The organism is Pontibacter chitinilyticus (assembly GCF_039748935.1).
GTDB lineage: Bacteria > Bacteroidota > Bacteroidia > Cytophagales > Hymenobacteraceae > Pontibacter > Pontibacter chitinilyticus.
In genome coordinates, this window is the sequence record NZ_JBDIZJ010000004.1 from 93,480 (window position 1) to 118,135 (window position 24,656).

Here is a 24,656-nt window from a genome sequence, read left to right on the forward strand (position 1 = left end):
ACGTTAAGGTGTTAAACAACTAAGACCCGAAAAAAGAACAGACTTTGCCACAGGAGAACAAGAACATACGCCACATCAAAAACGAACGACTTGAAACTGTTAAGCCCGGTTACCGCGGCAACAAACTTGTAAATGGCCGCTTCGCCAATGGGGAGGAAGTATATAATCCGGATTTTAGTAATGTGCTGCGCTGGAAGTTGCGCAGCAACCCGCAGGCGCAGGAAAAAAAGCAGGATGACTATACCCCGCCGGTGAAACACGGCTGTGATTTTATACAGGAGAAGGACGATATGGTTGTCTGGCTGGGACATGCCAGCTTCTTTATTCGCCTGAATGGCATTACGTTTCTGACTGACCCTGTTTTATACGATCTGCCGATGATGAAACGGCGTGTGGAACTGCCCTGTCCGCCGGAGCAGCTGCAGCAGATTGATTTCCTGCTCCTGTCGCACGGCCACCGCGACCACCTGGACAAGGATTCTATTCGAACTGTTTTCGAGCATAACCCGCAGCTGAAGGCGCTTGGTCCTTTACGGGTTGGCGAGATTCTGCGGGGCATCAGCCCGCAGCTGCCCTACCAGGAAGCCGGCTGGTACCAGCGCTTTGACCTGGTGCCTGGCAACGTAGAAGTATACTACCTGCCCGCCTCGCACTGGCACCGCCGCGGCCTGACCGACATGAACAAAGTACTCTGGGGCAGCTTTCTGCTGAAAACGCCCGAGCTGAATTTATACTTTGCCGGCGATACTGCCATGGACGGACACTTTGAAGCGATTCAGGAGCTCTTCGGCCCGATGGATATTTGCATTATGCCGGTGGGTGCCTACAAACCGGCCTTTATGATGAGTAAAAGCCACGTGAACCCACATGAAGCCGTGCGGGCGTATAACCTGCTGCAGGGCGGCACCTTCATCCCGATGCACTACGGCACCTTCGACCTGTCGGATGAGCCTGCCAGCGAACCTGTGCGGCTGCTAGAGCAGATTGCCGCTGCCGGTATGCTACGCGGCCTGCAACTTCCAACAATTGGCGCGCCCATGCTCCTGCGCAACCTGCTCTACTAGCTTGTAGAAGGTGAGTTGTTGCTTTGGCTCAAGTATAAGCGTTGTAGTTACGGCTTTTAGAGAAGTATAGATAGTACAGCAGAAGCTTGGCTCGTGGTATTGCTTTGGCCTTGCAGGCCAGTAAAGTTGGAGACTTCACATTCACTCTACGTCACGTATCGGGAGATTCGCGCTAGTATACTTATTTATACTTTAGCATAAGTATAAGCTTGAGCTAGTAGAAAGATTCCAGTCCTTGGGTGGAGCGCCTCGAGAGTTTCCGGTGCCGAGCTTTTAGCGAGGCAGCCCAAGACACGAGGGCAGGGAACGAAAGCAGCGCGGTGCCCTTGTCGGGGGCCCCTGCACCCCCAGGACGTGCCCGCGCGGGCTTAGAGCGCGCCAAAGCCAAAGATGAAACTATCCGCTTGTTATTCTACAGGATGAAAGGCAGCTAGCCAAAGTATAAAGCAGCAGCTACCAAGTATAGCCAGAATATAAAACTGGGCACCCAGCAGGGGGGCAACCAAGTATAAACTATACTATTTAAAAGCGCATAAAGAACTGCAAGTATAAAAGCATTCTTTTACAACAAATTACTACTGCTCCGGCAATCGCCTTACTCCCTCCTGCTTTGCCCTCACCTCAAAAATCCTTACCTTCATCCCTTAAACTAACCCACTTAAATTACAATGAAACCACGCCACATACTCGTTGCTTCAGCGCTGGCAGCAGCGGCTTTTAGCTGTACCAGCAAGACCACCGAAGATTCAAATAGCAGCAGCGCCGCTACGGCCGTACAAGCCGACGATAGCATTCAGCAGAAGCTGGATATGTATACCAGTGTGCGCCTGACGACCGACATGAGCAAGCTGAGCGACAAAGAAAAGCAGATGCTGCCGCTCCTTATCCAGGCTTCCGACATCATGAACAAGCTCTACTGGTATGAGGCGTATGGCAAAAGTGACTCGCTGCTGGCAGTGCTCGACAGTGAAGCCGCTAAAAAGTTTGTGCAGCTCAACTACGGCCCCTGGGATCGCCTGAACGATAACGAACCTTTTATCGAAGGAGTAGGACCCAAGCCTGCCGCTGCCAACTTTTACCCCGAGAACATGACGAAGGAGGAGTTTGAGCAGGCCAACCTGGCGGATAAGAAAAGCCAGTACACATTTGTGCGCCGCGATGCCCAGGGTAAATTGATCACCGTGCCTTACCATGTGCAATTCAAAAACGATGTGCAACGCGCAGCCGACCTGCTGAAACAAGCTGCGAATCTGGCCGAGGACGCCGGCTTGAAGAAGTACCTGAACCTGCGCGCCGAAGCGCTGCTAACGGACAACTACCAGCCCAGCGACCTGGCCTGGATGGACATGAAGAACAACCGCCTGGACCTTGTGATCGGCCCTATAGAAACGTACGAAGACCAGCTTTTCGGCTATAAAGCGTCGCATGAAGGATATGTGCTGGTAAAAGACATGGACTGGAGCCAGCGGCTGGCTCGTTTTGCTGCTTTCCTGCCGGAGTTACAGCGCGGCTTACCTATAGAGGCGAAGTATAAAAAAGAGACGCCTGGTTCTGATGCAGACCTGAATGCCTATGATGTAGTATACTACGCCGGGGCAGCCAATGCAGGCGGCAAGACCATCGCGATAAACCTGCCCAATGATGAGGAGGTGCAACTGAAGAAAGGCACCCGTCGCCTGCAGTTAAAGAATGCAATGCGCGCCAAATTCGACAAAATCATGGAGCCTATTGCAGACGAACTGATCGTGGAGGACCAGCAGCAGCACGTGACCTTTGATGCTTTTTTTGCGAACACCATGTTTCATGAAGTGGCGCACGGACTGGGAATCAAAAACACCATCAATAACAAAGGCACAGTTCGCGAGGCGTTAAAAGAGTATGCCTCAGCGCTGGAAGAAGGCAAAGCCGATATCCTGGGCCTTTACATGATCACGCAGCTGAAAGAGAAGGGAGAACTGGAAGGCGACCTGGAAGACTATTATACCACTTTTCTGGCGGGCATTTTCCGTTCAGTACGCTTTGGCGCTGCCGATGCACATGGCCAGGCCAACATGGTGCGTTTTAACTTCTTTAAAGAGCAGGGTGCGTTTGAGCGGGACGATAAAACCGGCAAGTACCGCGTGAACTACCAGAAAATGCGTGAAGCCATGAACAAGCTCTCTGAAACGATCCTGACGCTGCAGGGCAACGGCGATTATGCAGGAGTGGGCAAGCTCGTGGCTGAGAAAGGCACGATCAGTCCGCAGCTGCAATCAGACCTGGACCGCTTGTCTGAAAAGAACATTCCGGTTGATATCGTATTTGAGCAGGGAGCTGATGTGCTTGGCTTAAAGTAACATCCTCACGATAATAAAAGCCTTATTTCTAAAGCCCCGGCCCAACCAGCCGGGGCTTTTACATGGCACCTCACCGCATCAATCCCGGAAACAGTCGGACCGGTTTAGCTACAACGGATTGTACGTAAGTATAAACAGCAACCAACAGTTGTCTTCTTCAAACCTTCAACAACTGACACAACGTGCTTGCCCACTGACAGGCAAGTTGTTAAGCACAACAAAGCAGGTATAAAGATGAAGCTATCAGCGAGTTAGAAATTCTTCAAAGCTGCCAGAAATAAGCTAAAAAAATTTTGAGAGTAAGTTTATTAGGGAACAATGGAGATTAGCCGGGTGTAGGTTGCTATATTTTGAGGTTATAGCGCCAGACGAGATACAGTATTAGGATGCATGCAAAAATGTTAACAACATTATGCTTTTATTAAGAGTATGTTTAATTCCAGAACCTATTATTAATCAACATTTTAACCAAGAAGCGAATTAACTATGAAAAGCTTTTATGACTTCAACAGAGACAATCCGCAGGAGCGGCAGCTACGCAACAGCCTGTACCCTGAACTAGCAAAGTTTCATATTGCCTTGCAGGAGGAATTAGGTGAAGAGGAGTACCTGACCTTTTACTGCGCTGAAAAAGAAGCCGTAAAACGTTTCGCACCTATTTTTAACCAACCAACATCTACATGGGCATCTGCAGCTTACTAACACATCTTGTAAAAGAAATATAAAAGGCAGGTTATCTAAATACCTGCCTTTTTGTTGCGATTTATACGTAGCTGGGCAGTAGCTATAGTTGCTGCAGCACCAGTTCTGCTCCCTCCTCTCCCACCAGCGAACCAATAGCCACGCCCATGCCGCTAAGGCGTACGGCACAGCTGATATGTGCTGAAACCGGCTGCACCAGCGTAGTTTTGGCCGCCCCCATTCCCATAATACCGCTCCAGCGGTGCTCTACTTCAAAATGCGTATCCGGAAGTATAACGGTGCGGAGCAGTTCTTCCAACTTCTGCTGTACCAGTTCTGTCAGGCCAAGTTCCGGCGTGCTTTCTGCAGCGAAATCCAGGTTGCGGCCGCCCCCGAATAGCACCCTGTTGCCAATGTTCCGGAAATAGTAAAAGCCCTTATCATAATGAAAAGTACCTTTAAACTTAAGTGCCGAAATAGGTTTGGTAATGAGCACTTGCGCCCGTGCCGGCACAACTGCTAGCTGTGGCAGTAGCTTTTGCGCAAAGCCATTGGTTGCTACCAACGCTGTCCGGGCTTGTATCGTTAGACCTTGTGCGGTAGTTGCGCTTATGCCCTGGCTTTCTTCCTGCAGGTCCAGCACTTCCAAGCCGTTGAGCACCAGCACGCCTGCCTGCTGCGCTTTCTGCGTTAGGGCCAGAATCATTTTGCCGGTGTCCACCTGTCCTTCTGCAGTGCTCTGCAACAGGTGGCGTACTCCCTTAAAGCCAAACGGACTGATCTGGTCATCGGCGCGGCGGTATACTTCTGTTTCGCCCACAATGGCCTGCAGGTGCTTGTTCAGGTAAGGCAGGCGCTCCATACAGGCATCATAAAGCGGCTCCTGGTGTGGTTCAAAAAGTTCGTAACCGCCCCAGCGATGATAGTCGATGGTGGCGTCGCCCAGGTTCTTGCGCAGGCGTTGCAAGCCTTTCCAGCGGCGCTCTACCAAGCTAAATACGGCCTCTTCAGAATGGTGTGCCAGGTCTTCCAGTAATTCAGAAGGGCTGCCGAAGCAGGCGAAACCGGCATTTTTGGAGCTGCCGCCGGTGGGCAGCAATCCCCGTTCCGCTACCATTACCTTTAGCTGCGGCTGCTTTGTTTTCAGGTGCAGCGCTGCATTTAGCCCTACAATGCCGCTGCCAATTACCAGCACGTCGATGTTGCTGAAGTAGGTATCGCGTTCCCAGAAGCTCAGGTGCATAAGCTATTCGTCTTCGCGGATATAAGGATGCGTATACGTGAGGGCTGTCGCCTCGTCCAGCAGCTCAAAGTGCGTGAGCATGATCTCGCGTTCGCCGCGGTTCAGGCCTTTTGCAAAAATGCCTTCTGGCGTCTGGTAGATGGCGTAGTTATGCTGCCCGAACGGGTACAGGTTATTGCTTTTCAGAATCACGGCATGCGTAAGGTCTACCTGCCGGCCATCAGCGGTAGTGATAAGGTATAAGCTTTTACTCATAAGTCTGCTAAAATTTTAGTCAAGATAGCACTTATTTCCCCGGCGCGGTGCATCACCATCAAATGTTCGCCTCCCGCCACTTTAATGATGTCCGGCCGGTCGTGCAGCGGCAATAGGTGGTCGGCGGTGCCGTGGATCTGTACCAGTCCCGGTGGCACAAATTGCTGCGGCCACGCCAGCAACTGCCCCACTGACCAGCGCAGAAACTTCTCGTCCATATCCAGAATGACTTCTTTCAACAGCTTTTTCTCCGCTTTGGTGTGCGCACCAAACAATGTAGGAGCCAGCGGATAGCCAGCCTGCATCAGTCGGAACGGCAGCCAACGGTGTAACTTTGTTTGGCCTAGGGCCCGGTAATAGGCAGGCAAAGCATAGCGGGTAGCCAGGCTGGAGATCAGGATAAGCTTGCGCGGCTGCAGAATCTTTGCTAGTTCAATCGCTACCACGCCGCCGAAGGATAAACCAACCAGTATGGGCGCCGGGTCGGTGATCTGCGCCTGCAGGCGTTGCACGTAGGCGGGCAGCGGTTCGTTTAGGTGGCGTGGCGCTATCCATTCTACATATTGTTTGGGCAAATGGTCGGGCAGTTTCAGAAACTGGAACATGCGCCAGTCAGCACCTAGGCCACTGATAAAGTATACTTTGCTCATAGGTAGCCTATACGCAGCTACTACCAGCATCAGACAAAACTAAGTTGCAGAAGTAACTACACGTCTGGCGCAGTACTGGGAAGTATGGCACTGTACTTCGTATTCCCCAACTTGCGATTCCATAATCATGCAAAATTCTAAGCGGCTTATCTAAAACTAATCAGAAGTATAGCATTCGGTTCTCAGACCTGTACCAGCCCCTTGATTAGCCTCCTAAATAACATCCTTTCTCGTCAGGCGCAAATTAAAAGAGAGTTAGCCGATGCGTTAGCACCAGCTAGCTCTCTTTTATAGCCTTGAGCAGCGCAGATACTTTATGCCGTTGCCATAAGTACAACATCCTCCTGACCTACCTCTGGAGATTTAATAACTTGAACTTCAGTTTTTACCAAAACCATGCAAGTGCGGACAAAGTAATAACACCAGCCTGCAATTCCCAGGAACTTGAATCCCTCTTCAATAAGGTATTCAAGTTCGTTTTCATATGGAGCGACAACATCAACTAAGATCGATAAACCCAGGAAGCCAAGGGATGAGAGCAACACCAGGTAAGAAGAAGACAATATTGTTGTTCTGAAATAGCCTAGAAACGATAAGATGAGAATAGGGTAAGCAGCTAACACTACATGTTCTTTAATACCTAGGTATCGGGGAATAAAGGCTTCGTGCAGTAGAAAAAAATCATCAAAGAGCAACAGGGCAGATAACAGGCCTGCACAAAGTATAAAAAAGAAGTTCTTTTTTATACTTTGTGCTTTTAAGTAGCAATGCACTAAATAAGCAACAGCTAGCCGCAGCACACCACAGTAAAATACCTAGGTTGGATAGAAAAACATAGTAAAAACGGCCACCAGATACTGCTACAGCATCCCGCACCAATATACTGATTTTGACATAAGGCTGTAGTGCAATAGCAGCCAGAATGGTTAATGCCACTGCATATAGTACGGCTGCACCAAGCAAAGCCGTTTTCTGTGAGGTAAAGGGTAGTTTTAGTTACATAATGATCTAATTACATGTAATAATTTTTATATTTTTTTGTATTACTATAAATTTAATGAAAAGTTTATAAAAACATAATTTTAATTTAATATTTGAATATAACAGCGCAAGGCACTCGAAGTGGATATGTAAAATTGATTAGGAGAGGCACTTAGTGCAGCATTAATACGATGCTGCCTTTGCTGCTTTGCAAAAGTAGTTGTAAAGAAAAGTAAGGAGAGGGTAAAGGAACTTTAGAAGCTTGATTTATGCGCGCTTCACTGGCTAATGCCTAACTTCTAAGCTGTAATAGCGCAGGTTGGAAGAGTGTTTATAGATGAGAGTAACCACTCTGCTTCAGATGCAGTGCCAAGTTTAGCAACGACTACAATTTAAGATGCAAGAATTTATTTATTGCTGTGAGTTCTGCTTGCTTTCTGTTCATGCAGGGGATTTTTACCCCAGATAGATGACCAGCCGCCGCCATACTGCCCTTCTACCTTGCCCTTTACAAAACAGAGGATGATCACCAGTAGTCCCACGCCCATTTCGTTTAATGTGGCGGTGGTATTATGATACCCCAGCACCCAGGGGGCCAGCAATAGCCAGGCGCCCAGCGGCAGGTTATACAAGCGCACCACGCGCGTAATCTCCCAGCACGAAATAATAGCAAAGGAAGCGATAAGCGGCCCTACAATATTCTCGTTGTTGGCAATGGTTTTATCGGTACCAAGTATAGCCGGAGCGGCCATGAGCCAGATGCCCAGCAATGCATTAATAATTTGTGCCCACATAATCAGTTTACTTTCCCTTGTACACTTTTATAGCCCCAAAAGGCTTTCCACAACGATACATCAGCATCTTTTACGCGCCGCATGTATTGCAGGCTGGCTAGCATTTCATCCATTGCCGGGCCGATCATGATCACTGAAATAGCGGCAGAGCAAAGGCAGAGCGTACACCAGGCATTGTATATAACCGGTTGCAAAACTACCAGGGTAATGCTGATCATGCCCAGTGGCCCCACCAGCATACCAAACAAGATCACGATCCAAGGCATGGTTCGCCAGCGCTTCGGACCACCAACTGCTCCTGATACCGCATCAGAAAGGTACCCCAGGGCTCCAAGGGCGGCATCAGGTATAGGCAGCACTTTAGCCACACCGGAGGTAAGCACTTTGTGGCTGCCGTTGCCAAAGAATGGCTCCCAAACAGTAGAAAAAACGTGCAGCTGAAACAGGGACAGATAGGTGGCAATGCCAAATCCGATGACCGCCAGCCCTACTATGGGCAGGCGCTGTCCCCAACTAGCAGGGTTATAATTCCATCCTGGTGGTATACCTTCTTCGTCCTTACTCATTGCGTCTGGTTTGTTTGATAATTACTACAGGAGTTTAGTACGGGCACAGCAGCTATGTGTTTACACCCATACCGGCACAGCGGCAAAAGAAGCGCTTTCCAAGCGTGAGAGGGCTTTTATGTACCTGCGCTGGAAGTATAAACATGCCTATACTTGCACGTGCCCGCTACCCTGCCGCAGCGTAGCGACAGAAGCACAAAGGTACAGAGCAGCCACAGCAGAGATGGAATCCATAAAATAGCTGAAAAAATTATAGGTTGTTCGTCCACATAATCAGCCCCTTTACGGACAAAAAAGAGTTGTTGGTATAAATCAGTAGCTTCTAATACAAGAGTACCTTGCAAAGCATAGTACTATATAATATCTTTGAATCATCAAACAATGTTTCACAACTAAAAAATAAAGCCATGAAAATTTTAGCTATTCTTTCGATTTACTTATTTGGTTTCGGTTATGTATGTCAGGAAACCACACGTGTAGCACAGCCCGGCACCAAAGCCATAGCTGCCCAACAGGTAACACCTGCTACTTACAAGGCAGTAGAAGCGCCCATGCTGGAAGTGGTGCTTGATACAGTAGAGATCTCTGTAGAGGCACCGGCTGTTATTGCCAGCACTGCTCACTAGTCGTCGTCAGGCAGGCTGGCATTGTTCCAGCCAGTCTTCGGCTGCTTCGGTGATGGTGAAACTTGCCAGCTGTAGTTGCGGGGCAGCCCGCTTATACAAGTCTATTTCTGACAAGTGACTCATCATATTAGAGGAGTAAACATGCGCCATACAACTCAGGCCAGCTGCCACAACTTCCGGGAGCCATTCAAACTCCAGCCAGTCATTGGCTTCCTGCCAGTCGCCGGAGATGTCGGTTTTATCGTTGAGAAGTTTCGGGCAGGGTGCCTGGTGCATAAGGTCCAGGTAGGCGCTGGCCGCCAGTACCACATCTTCTGCCGTGATATAGCCAAACCACCTGGCAACAAGAAAGTCACGCTTGTAGAAGAGGTGTAGGAATGCAACTCCTTGCGAGTTCTTTAATTCCAGCGGCTCCGCCTCAGAGGCGAAAGATGCTTGACCTTGCTGCTCTATGCGCATGTAACGGGTATTTTATACTATAGTTGATCAACTTACACTGTCTCATCCTGGATAACTCCTAGTGAAGGAACAGGGTATAAATCTAAGCGATGAATTCTGCATTTAAAACGCTGCAAGCATTTATTATTTAGTATTTTTTATATTTAGCCGGCAACCTGTATTATCGTACCGCTACACGCGGCTGATGCCACTTATCAAGCAACATAAGCCCTGGAGCAGTTTGCAAATGCAAGCACTTATAGGGCTAAAAGTTGCCGGCAGGCCCGGGCTCCTTATCTTGCAGGCGGCAGGACAAACAGTTTTGCAGCCACGACATCGCATGCGCGTGGTCGCTGAAGTTCTGCATCTGCAGACTGGGCATGAGCCGCTGCTGCAGGTCGCGGGCAGAAAGGCGACTGAACATATTTTCGGAATACACATGGGCTATACACCGCAGGCCAGCCTGAAGCACCTGAGGCAGCCACTCAAACTCTAACCAATCATTGGCTTCCTGCCAGTCGCCGGTTACCTCACTCTTATCATTCAATAGTCCATAGCAGGGCACCTTCTGCAGCAGTTGCAAGAGCAGCTTCGCAGCTGTTACTACATCATCGGCCACAATGTGCCCGGCCCACTTCGCCTCGATCCAGCTGTCGTGCTTTTCAAACGCTACGAAACTATCGCCGGCGGCACGTAGCAGTTGTACACGCGCTGGCCAGCTATTTACCTGTGCGGCAAACTCGTAGTAAAAAGGCGAGACACTGGGGATAGTTTTCATGCAGACCTACCCGGATATAAACATGGTTACCCGGCGCTAACTATACGTTCCGGGCTAGTAAAGCAGTATCACTATAGCTAAGTATTTCGTGTACTATACTTGCAGCCGGGTGAGCGGAAGAAAAAGGGCTATTCTGCTGCTTTGGCAGGTAGCCCGATGTAAAGGCCATCTGCGCGCACTTCTACCGGATAAGTTACGGCAGAGCGGCTGCGGTAGTCGCATTCGCGCCCGCTGGCCAGGTTATAGCGGTAGCTATGCCAGGGGCAAATCACCTCGTTCAGGTAATTGGTGGTGCCTTTGCTCAGCGAGTGGCCCAGGTGAGGACAGGCGTCCTTTAAAGCAAAGAAACCGGCAAAAGTATGGGCAAGGCATACTTCCTGCCCATCCAGTTCATACTGCCGCATCTGCCGCAGAGGCAGGCTTGCTTTGGCTTCGGCTTCAGAGGTAAAAACGCGGTGCCAGTGGTAGGTATCAGCCATGCTTTATTGTTTTATGCGTATTGCTTTTGCGGTACCTTGCACCGGCCCTGCCGACTTCAGCTGGTCGTCCTCCAGCCATGCCTCTACTGCATGGCCTTCCCGCAGCTGTTCGATCTGCATGGGAGCTCCTTCCCCGTCTTCCACCAGCGTGTGCGCATCAATCCTTATACTTACCTGCTGGTGCTTTGTGTCTGTATCTTCCAAAGACTCTAAGAGAACCACAGCTGTAGCACCACTGCCATTGCTGGCTGTCCGTTTTATATTGGTAACATAGCCACGAACATCTGGTGATGTAGTGGGGACGTGGTCGGGCGCATTGCCCCCGCAGCTAAGTAGTACAAGCATAAGGGCTAGCAGCAGTACGCAAGAGGAGGTCTGTTTCACGTTTTTTAAGTTAAGGCACGGTTTAAGAAAGTATGCAGCGGCACCACCTGCCTGTAAAGGGGCAGCAGCCTGCTGCTAAAGTCCGGCTGCTGTACTTCCCCATCATCAAAAAAGTGAAGCACCTGGTAGCCCTTGTAACGGAGCAGGTCGATGGCGGGATGTGACCTGGCATAGCCTCTGGGCGCTGCTTTCTGCTGCACGCCCTGTAAGCCGCCGAACTGCTCATGCATCTGTGGCTCCGCTAGTATAGCTTCCAAGTCGCCCGGGCTGTAATCTATCTCCTGCCGGATCAGCTCTAGCTGAGCTGGTGTCGGCTTCCGGATGCCCCCTCCTGCCCTGGACCTGTTGCCGGGCTCCAGCACGAGCACGTAGTTTGCCAAAGGCGAATGGCGCCCACCCGGAGAAATACCCGCTGCAAAGTACCCCTTGTAAGGCGCCTCTCCTTTTTTTGAGAAATCATTTTTATTAATCCGGAATAGACACTCGGCTGTAGATGTAGCGTGCAGGTCCGGATCAATTGTCCTGAGCTGCACCAGGAGCTCTTCTACCAGTTCTTTAAAATAGCTTTTGGCCTGCAGGTATCTATCGCGGTGCGCATCCATCCAGGCTTTGCTGTTATGCTGCTGCAGGTCCTCAAGAAAACGAAGTACATACGCCTGGTGCATGGGCTGAAGGTAACTTATTTAGGTGTTTTGGCCTTAAACCAGAAGATCACCCCTATTATAATTATGGCCAGAATGATTAATAATATAAGTGTCATAAGTTTGTTTATAGGTTCGTCTGTTTAGTACTATAAAAGAAGGCCTCTTGTTACAAACACAAGAGGCCTTCTTTTATAAGTGGTGGCGGCAGAAGTGTTAAGCCACCCGCAATACGGAATTGTCGTTAAGAGCTTTGCGAATCTGATCTTCAGCTGCATAATAAGAAAGAAAATCACCACGACGGCAAGGTATAGTACGGGGCACGTGCAGCTGCACAACTTTGGCCCGCTTGCCTACTGTTATAAGGCCAATACCACGGCGCTTGCAGACATTAAGCAGATGAGTGGCTAGGGCATTATTGCGGAAGGTAAGGCTGCTAACCGAGAGGCCCAACCACTGTTCATTCGCCGGAATCCGCTTCAGATCATCTACCAGTTGCTCCACCTTGCGCTTCAGATACCGCTCCTCTAGCAGTGAATGGCAGGCAAGCCCGACAAGGGCCACTAACACAGGCACTACATACAACAATGCCCAGTGCCCGGTTATTTTCCCGACTACCAATGCGAAGGCAAACAGAAAAAGGGCTGTACCGTAGCGCAGCCTGCTAATGCCGTGGTTTTTATACTTGGTGAGCAGGGCTGCAAGTTTAGGCGAATGCCGGGTGTTCAGGGTAGCTATGAATACATCACCACCAGCTGTTTTTAATGCCGCCAGGCCATCAGCTGTTGCATCTTGTTTTGTTTTTTCAGCCTTGCCAATAAGGACGTTTTTTGTGGTGTGGCTGGCACTGTAGTAAGAGTAGAGGTACTCGTACGCAAAGTCCTCAATATTGCTTTCTCGCAGGTTCGGCATATAAGTGTAAAATATATCTGATTTAGTGGTGCCTGTTAAAAAAAGCTGGCCAATTGCATCTTTACCCTGTCCTGTTCTTAAATATACTAGAGTTTATCCTTTAATCAGTAAAAACAGCAATTATTTCTTCGGGCATTACAAACATATAAGATCTTGAATATAAATACAATGTTTTTCATAGATTTTTCATACAATTTTTTTTATGTTAAAACTCTAAATTGTTCCATACATCTGGCTGCATACATACGCGGGAGGCATACGCCTAGATTTAACAATTAGCCCGGCTACAGCAAAGGATTAGAGAAGCGCAAAAGATAAGCTGTAATAGCACAGCTAAATTTTATAGATTTACAGGGCAGCTTGATCTGCTGCCTTGAACAAACAGATGAAAACCAGAATGAAAATAACTTCTCTGCGACGCTTTGCCTTGCTGCTGCTTTCTTGCTTATATGTAGCGCAACTACAGGCGCAGGCCCCTGTCAAACCCTCTGCAGCCAAAATACTGCAGGACCTTGAAAAACTGAACGTACTAGGCTCCGTGCTGTATGTGGCCGCACACCCGGATGATGAGAATACGCGCCTGATCGCGTACCTAAGTAATGAGAAACTATACAATACAGGCTACCTGGCCATTACGCGTGGCGATGGCGGTCAAAACCTGATCGGGCCGGAAATACGTGAGGACCTGGGCATTATCCGTACGCAGGAACTGCTGCAGGCGCGCCGCACGGACGGCGGCCACCAGTTTTTTACCCGTGCCAACGACTTCGGCTTTTCCAAAAATCCGGAAGAGACCTTCACGATCTGGGACCGGGAGCAGGTGCTGGCCGACATGGTCTGGACCATCCGCAAGTTCCGGCCTGATGTGATGATCACCCGTTTTCCACCCGATTCCCGCGCCGGGCATGGCCACCACACCGCTTCCGCCATACTTGCAGCAGAAGCGTTTGACGCTGCCGGCGACCCGAAGCGCTTTCCGGAACAACTGAAGTATGTGGAGGTGTGGCAGCCTAAGCGCCTGCTCTGGAATACAGGTGTGTGGTCGTTTAAGAGCCAGGAAGAGTTTGAGAAGTTTGGCAAAGACCTGCTGAAAGTAGATGTGGGCGGTTATAATCCGTTGCTAGGAAAGTCGTATGGCGAGATTGCCGCAGAAAGCCGCAGCATGCATAAAAGCCAGGGTTTCGGCTCCACGGGCTCACGGGGCAGCGCGACCGAATACTTTCAGCTGGTGAAAGGCGATAAAGCAGAAAGCAACCTGCTGGATGGCGTGAACACCACCTGGGGCCGCGTAAAAGGAGGAAGTAAAGTAGCACAGCTGATTCAGAAAGCCATTGACATGTACAAGCCTACAGAACCTGCGGCCGTGGTGCCTACGCTGATTGCCGCAAAAAAAGAACTGGACAAGCTGCCGGACAGCTATTGGAAGCGCGTGAAAGAGAACGCGCTGCAAGATGTAATGCAGGAGGCAATGGGCCTATACTTAGAGGTAACAGCAAACGACTATGCCGCCGCGCCCGGCGCCCCTGTAAAGCTGCAGGTAGAAGCCATCAACCGCTCGGCCATACCTGTTACGCTGCAGCACGTCAACTATACTTTCGCCTCTAAAGACTCTACTTTAAACCAAAACCTGGCCCCCAACGAGCCGCTGAAGTTTAGCGCATCGGCCACCTTGCCGCAGAATATGCCCTACTCGCAACCTTATTGGCTGCGCAAGCCAGGCACGTTGGGTATGTTTGCCATCGAAAATCAGCAGGAAGTTGGCATGCCGGAGAACGCACCAGCCGCTCAGGTAACCTTTGCGCTGCAGATAGCCGGGCAGCCGCTTACCATGACCGTGCCAGTGGTATACAAACGGACCGATCCGGTGGCTGGCGAAGTATACCGCCCCTTTGTGGTGATGCCACCGGTATTCGTGAACGTATCCGACAAAGTATACATGTTTGCCAGCCAGGACCCAAAGCCAGTGCAAGTAGTGGTAAAAGCCGGAAAAGAGAATTTGAGCGGGAGCGTAAAACTGCAACTGCCACAAGGATGGCGCGTGGAGCCAGCCAAGGTGCCTTTTGACCTGAAGGAAAAAGGAGCCGAACAGCAGGTGCGCTTTATGGTGTATCCGCCACAGGGGCAGCAGGAGGCAGAACTGAAAGCTATTGCCACGGTAGACGGGAAAGACTATGCGCAGGAGTTGAAGGAGATCAACTACAGCCATATTCCGGCCCAGGTAAAATTCCCCGATGCCACTGCCAAGATCGTGAAGCTGGACCTGAAAAAACAAGGGCAGCAGATCGGCTATATCATGGGCGCCGGCGATGAGATCCCGGCCAGTCTGCAACAGATCGGCTATCATGTAACGCTGCTGCACGACGAGGACATGCGCCTGAGCAACCTGCAGCAGTATGATGCCATTATTACGGGCGTGCGGGCCTACAACACCGTAGACCGGCTTAAATTCTGGCAGCCTGTGCTGCTGGAATATGTAAAAAACGGCGGCAACCTGATTGTGCAGTATAACAACAACTATGGGCTGGTAACGCCAAATATTGCTCCCTATCCACTCACCATCTCCCGCGATCGTGTGACCGTAGAAGAAGCGCCCATCCGTTTCCTGGCTCCCAATCATCCTGTCCTGAATACTCCAAATAAGATCACGCAGCAGGATTTTGAAGGATGGGTGCAGGAGCGCGGCACTTATTTCGCGAATGAGTGGGGCAAAGAGTTCGTCCCTGTTTTGTCGTCCAACGACCCCGGTGAAGCGCCGCTGAATGGCGGCTTGCTGGTAGCGCCCTATGGCAAAGGAAACTACATCTATACCGGTTATGTCTTTTTCCGCGAATTGCCTGCCGGTGTGCCGGGCGCGTACCGCCTGTTTACCAACCTGATCTCGCTGGGGAAGAACAGTGATGACAAGAACACCAAAGCAGCTAAGTAGACAAACACGTTTCTGATATAAAAGGGAAAAGCCAGATCCTTACAGTATGTACAGGGCAAGTATAAATATTGCGGCGGAAAGAAGTATAACTGTTGTAAAAAGCCGCTATAGGTTTAGCAAAGTGCGGTTCTCCCTTGCTAAACCGAACATTCTGTAAATCCTGATCAGGTAGAAAGACATTATAAAAGCACCTTATGCAAGAGAAAACACCACCTGTTGATACTGAAGCACCTCTGGAGAAGCCACCTTTTTTTAAGAGCTGGTCCGGTATGTACTGGCTGGTGCTGGGCAACCTGGCTTTTCTGGTCGGCTTGTTCTACCTCATCACCAGGCTTTACGCATGAAGCTGCTTGACTGGATTGTGCTGCTGGGCACGTTAGGCTTTATTGTCATTTACGGCGTCTGGAAAACCCGCGGCAGCAGCGACATAGAAGGCTACCTCAAAGGCGATAACAGCATGAAATGGTGGACCATCGGCCTGTCCGTGATGGCCACGCAGGCCAGCGCCATCACCTTTCTATCCACCCCCGGGCAGGCCTACGAAGATGGCATGCGCTTCGTGCAGTTTTACTTTGGCTTACCGATCGCCATGGTGATCATTTCCATCACCGTTATCCCAATTTTTTATCGGCTCAACGTATTTACCGCTTATGAGTTCCTGGAGAACCGCTTCGATCTGAAGACGCGTACCCTGGCGGCGCTGCTCTTCCTCGTACAGCGGGGGCTATCTGCTGGTATTACCATTTACGCACCAGCCATCATCCTCTCTACCATGCTAGGCTGGAGCCTGACGGCGACGATCCTGGTTATTGGCGTGCTGGTGATTATTTATACCGTATCGGGTGGTACCAAGGCGGTGAGCGTAACGCAGAAACAGCAAATGGCCGTAATGATGGGTGGCATGCTGGTAGCCGGTTTTATGGTGGTGCACTACCTGCCCCAGAACGTGAGCTTTGGCGATGCCGTAGCAGTGGCTGGCAAAATGGGCAAAATGAATATCGTGGACTTTTCCTTTGACTGGGACGACCGCTATAACTTCTGGTCCGGCATGACGGGCGGCTTGTTTCTGGCACTGTCCTACTTCGGCACCGACCAAAGCCAGGTGGCCCGCTACCTGGGCGGCAAATCCGTTGGCGAGAGCCGGCTGGGGCTGTTATTTAATGGCCTGCTGAAGATACCAATGCAATTCATGATCCTGTTCATCGGGGTGATGGTGTTCATGTTCTACCAGTTCAACCAGCCGCCGGTATTTTTCAACGAAGCTGCCAAGAACAAAGTATACGCCACACCTTACGCAAGTGAGCTGCGCGGGCTTGAAACCAAGTATAACACCGTGTATGCACAAAAAAAGGAAGCCATACAGGGGTTGGTGGCGGCAGTAAAGGCTGACAATGACGCAGCTATCACCACAGCCCAAAGCAAAGTAGATGCCCTGACCATGGCCACCAAAGCAGTTCGGGAAGAGGTAAAAGGCGTCATTAAAAAAGCAACGCCGGCGGCAGAGACAAAAGACACCGATTATGTTTTCATTTCCTTTGTCATGAAGTACCTCCCGACCGGGCTGGTGGGGCTGCTGCTGGCTGTGATCTTTTCGGCAGCCATGTCGTCGTCTTCATCAGAACTGAATGCACTGGCCTCTACGTCGGTGGTGGATATCTACAAACGTTCCGTCAAACAAAGCGGCAGTGCAACTCATTACCTCAGAGCCTCCAAACTGTTTACAGTTGCGTGGGGATTAATTGCGATTCTGTTCGCTACTTATGCCTCCCTGCTCGATAACCTGATCCAGGCGGTGAATATTATCGGCTCCATCTTCTACGGTACCATTCTGGGTATTTTCCTGGTGGCTTTTTACTTTAAGCGCATCCGGGGCAACGCCGTTTTCTGGGCTGCCATGGCCGCTGAGTTGGTCGTGCTATACTGTCACTTCTACACTGAAATCGCTTTCCTGTGGTTCAATGTTATCGGCTGCGGCTGCGTCATCCTGTTCGGGCTTATACTGCAGGCGCTGTTAGGCAAAAAGAAGGAACTGGTAGCCCAGTAGACATTAAACCTGCTGTTTCGGTACCACCGTTAAGGTCGTTTATGATTTCAGGAGCGAACGCTGGTATTGCTGCTGGTCAAGTGTATGCCTTGTAGTTCCGGGTCCAACCACCCCTGCTCCTCAGAGCTACGCTCGTAAGCTTCGAACTCGCGTTCTTGCTTGCCGAAGGAGGGAAGCCTGTAATTGCTTTAGTTAAGGAGAATGCTTTGTAGTTATGGCCGATCAGGAACACCTCTATACCCCCTCAAGGAGGGTATTCTGCTGTAGATGGAAGAGAAGTATGGATTAGCAGGAGCTTTGCTCGTGGTGCTGCTTTGTCCCTTCTGGCCAGTAAAGTTTGAGACTTCACCTTCACTCTTAGTCATGAATCTGGAGACTCGCGCCAGTATTCTTACCAGTATACTAGTTTATACCTGACCACAAGTATAAACGTGAGCTATGAGAAAAATTCCAGTCCTTGGGTTGAGCGCCTTGGCGGGTTCCGGTGCCCGGAGGGCAGCGCGCAAGCGCAGGTTCACGCCACCGCGCGATGCCCTTATCGGGGGGCCCTGCACCCCCAGGACGTGTCCGCGCGGGCTTAGAGCGCTCTAAAGTAAGAAGTGAAACAAGACAAGTATAAAACCAAGGAGCAAACCAACACTACCAAGTATAGCCTGCCTGCTAAAGTATAAACCACTGCTATCAAGTATAATAGGAAGTATAAGTAAACTACAAAGTATACTAAGCTACAAACCCAGCATAAGTATAAACCAACTCCTATCAACACCTATTCCTATCATCAAGCAGCATAAAATCAGCTTCAACTAGTAAACAGGAGCAGTTCAGAATTACCCTTACTATAAATTTCCCTAACAAGCCACCTTCCCCTGCTACTTTTATTTCCGCACAAATTCACAAACCAATTTTTCCACAGAAAACCCGCACCTGCTGAGTTACTTAGTAAATTATCCACCAAACCTACCCATAGGTTTGATTTTTAATTCCTAAATCTTCAAATTACCTTCGCAACCTAAACACGAGTACCATGATGCTAAACGGACTGAACCAAGGCCTCCGCAACGACTGGAGCCTGGAAGAGATAAAAGCAATTTACTATAAGCCGGTGCTGGAGCTGATTGTAGAAGCGGCCAATGTGCACAAGCAGTACCAGGCGACCGGGGAGGTACAAGTTTGCACCTTACTTTCTGTGAAGACCGGCGGCTGCCCCGAAGATTGCGCTTATTGTCCGCAGGCGGCCCGCTATAACACGGGTGTAGATGTGCACAAACTCCTGAGCCAGGAACAGGTAATGGCCTCGGCACAGCGGGCGAAGAATGGGGGATCTACCCGTTTCTGCATGGGTGCGGCCTGGCGCGAAGTACGCGACAACCGCGACTTCGACAAGGTGCTCGACATGGTGAAAGGCGTGAATGACCTAGGCCTGGAAGTATGCTGCACACTAGGCATGGTAAACGAGTACCAGGCTGAGCGGCTGAAAGAAGCCGGCTTGTATGCCTACAACCACAACCTGGATACCTCCGAAGATAACTACGCCAGCATCATCACTACCCGCACCTACGACGACAGATTAGATACCATCGACAACGTGCGCAAAGCGGGTATTTCGGTGTGCTCCGGCGGCATTATCGGCCTGGGCGAAACAGACGAAGACCGCATCGGCATGCTGTATACCTTATCAAACATGGCGCAGCACCCGGAGTCGGTGCCGGTGAATGCACTGGTGCCGGTAAAAGGAACGCCGCTGGAGAACCAACCGCGCGTATCGGTGTGGGAAATGGTGCGTATGATCGCGACTGCCCGTATCCTGATGCCGAAGTCGATGGTGCGCCTGTCGGCGGGCCGTGAGGCGATGGACGTGACCGAGCAAGCGCTGTGCTTCCTGGCTGGTGCCAACTCCATCTTCACCGGCGAAAAACTCCTGACTACGCCAAACCCGGATTTCGATCAGGACAAGGCGATGTTCCAACTGCTGGGCCTTACTCCACGCAAATCCTTTAAAGAAGAAAAGCAACCGGTTTGCTGATTTAAACAAAGGAGTACCTGACAAAAGACTTTTTCTAAACCGACATTCAGTCTTTATTCTATTGTCCTTTGTCAAGCCAACCCTTATCATATAAGTTGGAGCAGAAGCTGGCAGAGCGGGCGGCGCAGGGGAACCTGCGGCAGCTTAAAACTACCGCCGGCCTGATCGACTTTTGCTCGAACGATTACCTCGGCCTGGCTCGCAGCGAAACCCTGCGGGCCTGCATTCAGCAGGAAGAGGGGCTTTATACGCACCTGCCGCTGGGTGCCACGGGCTCCCGGCTATTATCCGGTAATCACCTTTTGTTCGAGGAACTGGAGGAAACAATAGCCCGGTTCCACCACATGGAAGCTGCGCTGCTGTTTAACTCCGGGTACACGGCGAACGTCGGGCTCCTGTCGGCCCTGCCCCAGCGCGGCGACACCGTTTTTTACGACGAGGCCAGCCATGCCTCGATGAAGGACGGCCTGCGGCTGAGCTTTGCGAAAAGCTACAGCTTCCGGCACAACAACATAGCCGACCTGCGGCAAAAGCTGAAGTATGCGGCCGGACAGTTATACGTGGTGGTGGAGTCGGTTTACTCGATGGACGGCGACACAGCGCCGCTGCAGGAACTGGCGCAGCTGTGTGAAGAGCATCACGCAGCATTAATAGTAGACGAAGCCCATGCTGTCGGGCTTTACGGCCCTAGCGGAGAAGGATTAACAGTAGCCTTAGGGTTAGAGAAACAGGTGTTTGCACAGGTCGTTACCTATGGCAAAGCAATGGGTAGCCATGGTGCCGCGGTGGTGGGGCCAGCAGTGCTGCGCGACTTTCTAATCAACTACAGCCGCGCCTTTATTTATACTACCGGACTGCCCACACATGCCTTGCTAGCGCTGAAATGTGTTTACCGGCTGCTCCCGGAGTTAGACCGGGAACGGCAACAGGCAAAAAGCAACGCAGCCCATTTATTTGAGCAACTGAATAACTTAGAAGGCATTCGCTGTGCTCCTGAAAAGAGTATCATACTTTCTGTTTTTACGGAAGAAGGCGGTACCGCGAAGCTGAAAGCGCTGGCAGCGCAGGTGCAGCAACAAGGATTTGACGTGCGCCCTGTCCTCAGCCCCACGGTGCCGAAAGGCCTGGAGCGCCTGCGGATAATTGTGCACGCATTTAATACAGCAGAAGAAATTGAGGGCCTCGTGAAGGCCATAGCCAAAGGAATATGAAAAGCTATTTTGTGACAGGCATCGGTACGGACGTGGGCAAGACAGTTGCCGCCGCCATACTCACCGAAGCCCTTCAGGCCGATTATTGGAAACCTGTGCAGGCAGGTGGGCTTGACTTTACAGACACCGACACTGTTATGAGTCTGGTGTCTAACCCTGTCTCCGTATTTCACCCGGAAGCTTATCGCCTGAAAATGGCAGCCTCTCCCCATCGCGCTGCAGCTGCCGAAAGCATAGAGATTGACGTGCATGCCATGCACCTGCCCCAAACCAGCAATAACCTGATTGTGGAAGGTGCCGGTGGTCTGATGGTGCCGCTCAACAAACGTTTCCTGATGCTGGACCTGGTGCAACAATTAGGCCTTGAGGTGGTACTGGTATCCCGCAACTATCTTGGAAGTATAAATCATACGCTGCTCACAGCCGAAGTATTGCGCTACCGTAAAATTCCGGTAGCAGGCATCATCTTTAACGGCGAAGAAAATGTCACTTCCGAAGATTTTATCGTGAAGTATACCGGCCTGCGCCGCCTGCCCTCCATTCGCCAGGAAGCTGATTTCTGCAAAGATACGGTGGCGGCGTATGCCAGAGAATTTGAAGAATACCTGCGATAAAGTATCAACCCAAAGACACAAGCTATAAGCCAAAACTCTACAAAAACGATTTCCTTTTAGTATGAACGGGCCAACGGATATGAGCTGAACATCTGCCATCAGCTGATCAATTTCTGTGTCTGATGTCCTGTGTCTTAAATCCTCTACAATGAATTTAGCCGAACGCGACCAAAGCACCATCTGGCACCCTTATACGCAGATGAAAACCGCCGCCCTGCCCGTTCCCATTGTGCGGGGCGAGGGCGCGCTGCTTATCGCCGAGGATGGGAAAACGTATGTAGATGCCGTTGCTTCGTGGTGGGTAAACCTGCACGGCCACGCGCACCCATACATTGCCCAAAAAGTAGCGGAGCAGTTGCAGGTGCTGGAGCACGTTATTTTTGCCGGCTTCACGCATCCCGCCGCCGTTACTTTTGCCGAGCGCCTGCTACAGATTCTGCCGCAAGGCCAGACACGTATCTTTTATTCTGATAACGGCTCTACTGCCGTAGAAGTGGCCCTGAAAATGGCGATCCAGTACTGGAACAATCTCGGTACGCCCAGAAAGAAGATCGTAGCCTTTCGTGACAGCTACCACGGTGACACCTTTGGCGCCATGGCTGTGAGTGCCCGCAGCGCGTTTACTGCTCCCTTCTGGTCTTATTTGTTTGATGTGGCATTCATTGATGTGCCGGTACCGGGCAAAGAGGCAGAAACGGTACAGCAACTCACCGAGGCCGCCAAAGCCGATAACATTGCAGCCTTTATCTATGAGCCGCTGGTGCTGGGCACTGCGGGTATGGTGATGTATACACCTAAAGTGCTGGACCGCCTGCTCGATATCTGCCAGCAGCACGACATCCTGACTATTGCCGATGAAGTGATGACAGGCTTTGGCCGCACCGGCCGCACTTTCGCCTCTGAGTACCTGCAGCGCCAGCCCGACATGGTATGCCTGTCCAAAGGTTTAACGGGCGGCACCATGGCCTTAGGCGCTACCTCTGCTTCGGAGAAGATCTACGAAGCTTTCCTGCACGATGACAAGAGCAAGACCCTCTTTCACGGGCACAGCTATACTGCCAACCCTGTAGCCTGCGCCGCCGGTCTGGCTAGTTTAGATCTGCTGTTGCAGCAAGAAACGCAGCAAAGTATAACCCGCATTCAGCAGCGGCACCAGGCATTTGCCCAGGAGATACGGCAACTGAATTTTGTAAAAGAAGTGCGCCAGCAGGGCACCATTCTGGCGGTGGAGTTCGAGGATGGCGGCACCTCCTATTTCAGCGATCTGCGGGATACCCTGTACAGTTTTGGCTTAGATCAGGGCGTGCTGCTCCGGCCGCTGGGCAATATCATCTATATTATTCCGCCCTACTGCATAACTGATACCCAATTAGACCAGGTATACCAGGTTATACTTGGGATGCAGGAAGTTGTGTCGGGCAAGAACCAGTACCCGCGCCCGGACCTGACAATGCTGCACGATTAAGCGTCTATACATGTGGAGGTAATTTGCGTTGACAGCGCTCCTCATTGACACTTCAGGTTGATAGCTCCACCAAAGGGCTGGAAACAGGCATAAAGTTCGCCATTTATCCCTTACCTTTGCCAGCAATTTGGAAGATGCGAAAGCACATATCGTGATCAGGGGCTGCGGGGCTATCTCTCCACTGGGGCATGATGAAGTCACCACCGCGGCAGCTTATACTTTGGGAAAGCCTGCTTTCACTGCAATCCGGCACAACGGGCAGCCTACGCCTGTTGCCGCGCTTCCTGCTTCCGCCGAAGCAGCCCTGCAGGAGCTAATCGCCTCAAACCCCAATTATAAGCAGCTCGACCGCTCTGTGCACCTGGCTATTTATGCTGCGCAACAGGCTGCCGCGCAAGCAGAATGGCTCCAGGACAAAGAGGCGGCTTCGGATGATCTGGCCGTAAACATCGGCTCTTCGCGCGGCGCTACAGGTTTGTTCGAGCACCACTTCAGCAACTACCAGCAAGGCCCCGACGGAAGCCTTACACCCAGCGCTTCTCCTACCACCACCCTGGGCAACCTTTCGAGTTGGGTGGCGCATGCTGTAAATGCAGGTGGCGCCCAGATCAGTCATTCGATAACCTGCAGCACGGCATTAATGGCAGTGGCTAACGGCGTGGCCTGGCTCAAAGCTGGCATGGCCCAGCGTTTTCTGGCTGGCGGTACCGAAGCCCCGCTTACGCCCTTTACTATCGCCCAGATGAAAGCTGTTGGCATTTATTCTAAACTGGCCGATCACCCTTACCCCTGCCAGCCTTATGCACTGGAGAAGCAGAACACGTTCACCTTGGGGGAAGGAGCTGCTGTGCTTGCCATGGAGCAGGTACCGGCAGCAGCGCTACAAAGCGGCGATGTAATTGTGGAAGCTATCGGACTCGGCTTTGAGAAAATTGTCAGCAAGACGGGTATCTCGGCCGAAGGCATTAATTTTCAGAAATCGATGCGGCATGCGCTAAGCCAATTGCCAGAGCCAGACCAGCACGTAGACCTGGTCATCACCCACACGCCCGGCACCCGCGCAGGCGACAAAGCTGAGCTCGCCGCTATTGCTGCTGTCTTTGGCAAAGACACACCCGCGATCACCACTAATAAATGGCTGATAGGCCATACGCTTGGTGCCTCCGGAGCGCTGAGCCTGCAGTATGCCCTTCATATATTAAGAACACAGACCTATCCGGCTGTTCGCTACGCCAGTATATTGCCAGCCCATTCGGCCCTATCTATAAAACGGGTTTTGATTAATGCCGCTGGCTTCGGCGGAAATGCGGCCAGTATTCTCCTGCGCATCGTGTAGTTTCTACTACTGCAACACTCCTTCTAAATCCTGTTCAGATATATAATAAATGGTTTTTCCATTATTTGGAATAACCATTCCCATTCCTGTACACTTTTCTGTTGATACGAACCCGGTTAATACATTGCAGCCCTGCTTTTCTTTTTTTTAGTACAATTAATATCAAATTACTTTTATACTTGGATAAGAATTTGGCATGGCAGAGCTGC

General features: G+C 50.9%; 25 protein-coding genes. 12 read left to right on the plus strand and 13 right to left on the minus strand.

Features of this window, described 5'->3' with window-relative positions:
- The first annotated feature begins 44 nt into the window (after positions 1 to 44).
- The 3 genes from ABDW72_RS08585 (at position 45) to ABDW72_RS08595 (ending at position 4,102) form a co-directional block, all read left to right on the plus strand.
- Positions 45 to 1,064 (plus strand): MBL fold metallo-hydrolase, encoded by a 1,020-nt coding sequence (locus tag ABDW72_RS08585; protein WP_347158131.1) that lies wholly within the window; start codon positions 45 to 47, stop codon positions 1,062 to 1,064.
- Between the two features lie 668 nt (positions 1,065 to 1,732).
- A complete protein-coding gene (locus ABDW72_RS08590) occupies positions 1,733 to 3,400 on the plus strand; it encodes a dipeptidyl-peptidase 3 family protein (RefSeq protein WP_347158132.1) in 1,668 nt (555 codons plus the stop codon).
- 486 nt (positions 3,401 to 3,886) lie between these two features.
- The gene (locus ABDW72_RS08595) at positions 3,887 to 4,102 is read left to right on the plus strand and encodes a hypothetical protein (RefSeq protein ID WP_347158133.1); all 216 of its coding nucleotides are present in this window, start codon (positions 3,887 to 3,889) and stop codon (positions 4,100 to 4,102) included.
- An 82-nt stretch (positions 4,103 to 4,184) separates the two neighbouring features.
- Here ABDW72_RS08595 and ABDW72_RS08600 read toward each other — a convergent pair whose 3' ends face one another.
- The 7 genes from ABDW72_RS08600 to ABDW72_RS08625 form a co-directional block, all read right to left on the minus strand.
- Positions 4,185 to 5,324, minus strand: coding sequence for an NAD(P)/FAD-dependent oxidoreductase (locus ABDW72_RS08600; protein WP_347158134.1), 1,140 nt, complete (start codon positions 5,322 to 5,324; stop codon positions 4,185 to 4,187).
- Positions 5,325 to 5,327: 3 nt separating this feature from the next.
- Entirely contained in the window at positions 5,328 to 5,579 is a 252-nt protein-coding gene (locus ABDW72_RS08605; RefSeq protein WP_347158135.1) for a hypothetical protein, read from the minus strand.
- On the minus strand, positions 5,576 to 6,229 hold the full coding sequence (locus tag ABDW72_RS08610; RefSeq protein ID WP_347158136.1) for an alpha/beta hydrolase: 654 nt from the start codon (positions 6,227 to 6,229) through the stop codon (positions 5,576 to 5,578). The genes ABDW72_RS08605 and ABDW72_RS08610 overlap by 4 nt, the downstream gene beginning before the upstream one ends.
- A 314-nt stretch (positions 6,230 to 6,543) precedes the next feature.
- Positions 6,544 to 7,029, minus strand: a complete 486-nt coding sequence (locus tag ABDW72_RS08615; protein ID WP_347158137.1) for a hypothetical protein — start codon at positions 7,027 to 7,029, stop codon at positions 6,544 to 6,546.
- Positions 6,914 to 7,165, minus strand: coding sequence for a hypothetical protein (locus ABDW72_RS20425; protein ID WP_488168637.1), 252 nt, complete (start codon positions 7,163 to 7,165; stop codon positions 6,914 to 6,916). The genes ABDW72_RS08615 and ABDW72_RS20425 overlap by 116 nt, the downstream gene beginning before the upstream one ends.
- Positions 7,166 to 7,617: 452 nt before the next feature.
- A complete protein-coding gene (locus ABDW72_RS08620; protein ID WP_347158138.1) occupies positions 7,618 to 8,004 on the minus strand; it encodes an SPW repeat protein in 387 nt (128 codons plus the stop codon).
- Between the two features lie 2 nt (positions 8,005 to 8,006).
- The gene (locus ABDW72_RS08625) at positions 8,007 to 8,570 is read right to left on the minus strand and encodes a vitamin K epoxide reductase family protein (RefSeq protein WP_347158139.1); all 564 of its coding nucleotides are present in this window, start codon (positions 8,568 to 8,570) and stop codon (positions 8,007 to 8,009) included.
- Positions 8,571 to 8,977: 407 nt separating this feature from the next.
- On the opposite strand from ABDW72_RS08625, the gene ABDW72_RS08630 reads away from it, so the two are divergent.
- Positions 8,978 to 9,196 (plus strand): hypothetical protein, encoded by a 219-nt coding sequence (locus ABDW72_RS08630; RefSeq protein ID WP_347158140.1) that lies wholly within the window; start codon positions 8,978 to 8,980, stop codon positions 9,194 to 9,196.
- A 6-nt stretch (positions 9,197 to 9,202) separates the two neighbouring features.
- Here the strand turns inward: ABDW72_RS08630 and ABDW72_RS08635 are convergent, their stop codons facing one another.
- From ABDW72_RS08635 to ABDW72_RS08660, 6 genes are all read right to left on the minus strand, one after another.
- On the minus strand, positions 9,203 to 9,655 hold the full coding sequence (locus tag ABDW72_RS08635; RefSeq protein WP_347158141.1) for a hypothetical protein: 453 nt from the start codon (positions 9,653 to 9,655) through the stop codon (positions 9,203 to 9,205).
- Between the two features lie 244 nt (positions 9,656 to 9,899).
- The gene (locus tag ABDW72_RS08640) at positions 9,900 to 10,412 is read right to left on the minus strand and encodes a hypothetical protein (protein WP_347158142.1); all 513 of its coding nucleotides are present in this window, start codon (positions 10,410 to 10,412) and stop codon (positions 9,900 to 9,902) included.
- A 128-nt stretch (positions 10,413 to 10,540) separates the two neighbouring features.
- Positions 10,541 to 10,891, minus strand: coding sequence for a Rieske (2Fe-2S) protein (locus tag ABDW72_RS08645; RefSeq protein ID WP_347158143.1), 351 nt, complete (start codon positions 10,889 to 10,891; stop codon positions 10,541 to 10,543).
- A gap of 3 nt (positions 10,892 to 10,894) precedes the next feature.
- Entirely contained in the window at positions 10,895 to 11,236 is a 342-nt protein-coding gene (locus ABDW72_RS08650) for a DUF3221 domain-containing protein (RefSeq protein ID WP_347158144.1), read from the minus strand.
- 44 nt (positions 11,237 to 11,280) lie between these two features.
- Positions 11,281 to 11,940, minus strand: a complete 660-nt coding sequence (locus ABDW72_RS08655) for a DUF2461 domain-containing protein (RefSeq protein WP_347158145.1) — start codon at positions 11,938 to 11,940, stop codon at positions 11,281 to 11,283.
- 192 nt (positions 11,941 to 12,132) lie between these two features.
- Positions 12,133 to 12,828, minus strand: a complete 696-nt coding sequence (locus ABDW72_RS08660) for a hypothetical protein (protein ID WP_347158146.1) — start codon at positions 12,826 to 12,828, stop codon at positions 12,133 to 12,135.
- Between the two features lie 397 nt (positions 12,829 to 13,225).
- Between ABDW72_RS08660 and ABDW72_RS08665 the strand changes: the two genes are divergently transcribed.
- From ABDW72_RS08665 to ABDW72_RS08700, 8 genes are all read left to right on the plus strand, one after another.
- A complete protein-coding gene (locus ABDW72_RS08665) occupies positions 13,226 to 15,754 on the plus strand; it encodes a PIG-L family deacetylase (protein ID WP_347158147.1) in 2,529 nt (842 codons plus the stop codon).
- A gap of 194 nt (positions 15,755 to 15,948) precedes the next feature.
- The gene (locus ABDW72_RS08670) at positions 15,949 to 16,098 is read left to right on the plus strand and encodes a hypothetical protein (protein ID WP_347158148.1); all 150 of its coding nucleotides are present in this window, start codon (positions 15,949 to 15,951) and stop codon (positions 16,096 to 16,098) included.
- Positions 16,095 to 17,798, plus strand: coding sequence for a sodium:solute symporter family protein (locus tag ABDW72_RS08675; protein WP_347158149.1), 1,704 nt, complete (start codon positions 16,095 to 16,097; stop codon positions 17,796 to 17,798). Before ABDW72_RS08670 ends, ABDW72_RS08675 begins: the two co-directional genes overlap by 4 nt.
- A gap of 1,024 nt (positions 17,799 to 18,822) precedes the next feature.
- A complete protein-coding gene (bioB, locus tag ABDW72_RS08680; protein WP_347158150.1) occupies positions 18,823 to 19,821 on the plus strand; it encodes a biotin synthase BioB in 999 nt (332 codons plus the stop codon).
- Positions 19,822 to 19,916: 95 nt separating this feature from the next.
- Entirely contained in the window at positions 19,917 to 21,032 is a 1,116-nt protein-coding gene (locus tag ABDW72_RS08685) for an aminotransferase class I/II-fold pyridoxal phosphate-dependent enzyme (protein WP_347158151.1), read from the plus strand.
- Positions 21,029 to 21,646, plus strand: a complete 618-nt coding sequence (bioD, locus tag ABDW72_RS08690) for a dethiobiotin synthase (protein ID WP_347158152.1) — start codon at positions 21,029 to 21,031, stop codon at positions 21,644 to 21,646. Before ABDW72_RS08685 ends, bioD begins: the two co-directional genes overlap by 4 nt.
- Before the next feature lie 148 nt (positions 21,647 to 21,794).
- Positions 21,795 to 23,111 carry an adenosylmethionine--8-amino-7-oxononanoate transaminase gene (bioA, locus tag ABDW72_RS08695; RefSeq protein ID WP_347158153.1) on the plus strand — a complete coding sequence of 439 codons (1,317 nt, stop codon included), beginning with the start codon at positions 21,795 to 21,797 and terminating at the stop codon, positions 23,109 to 23,111.
- A 127-nt stretch (positions 23,112 to 23,238) separates the two neighbouring features.
- Positions 23,239 to 24,447 carry a beta-ketoacyl synthase N-terminal-like domain-containing protein gene (locus ABDW72_RS08700; RefSeq protein WP_347158154.1) on the plus strand — a complete coding sequence of 403 codons (1,209 nt, stop codon included), beginning with the start codon at positions 23,239 to 23,241 and terminating at the stop codon, positions 24,445 to 24,447.
- Positions 24,448 to 24,656: the final 209 nt, after the last annotated feature.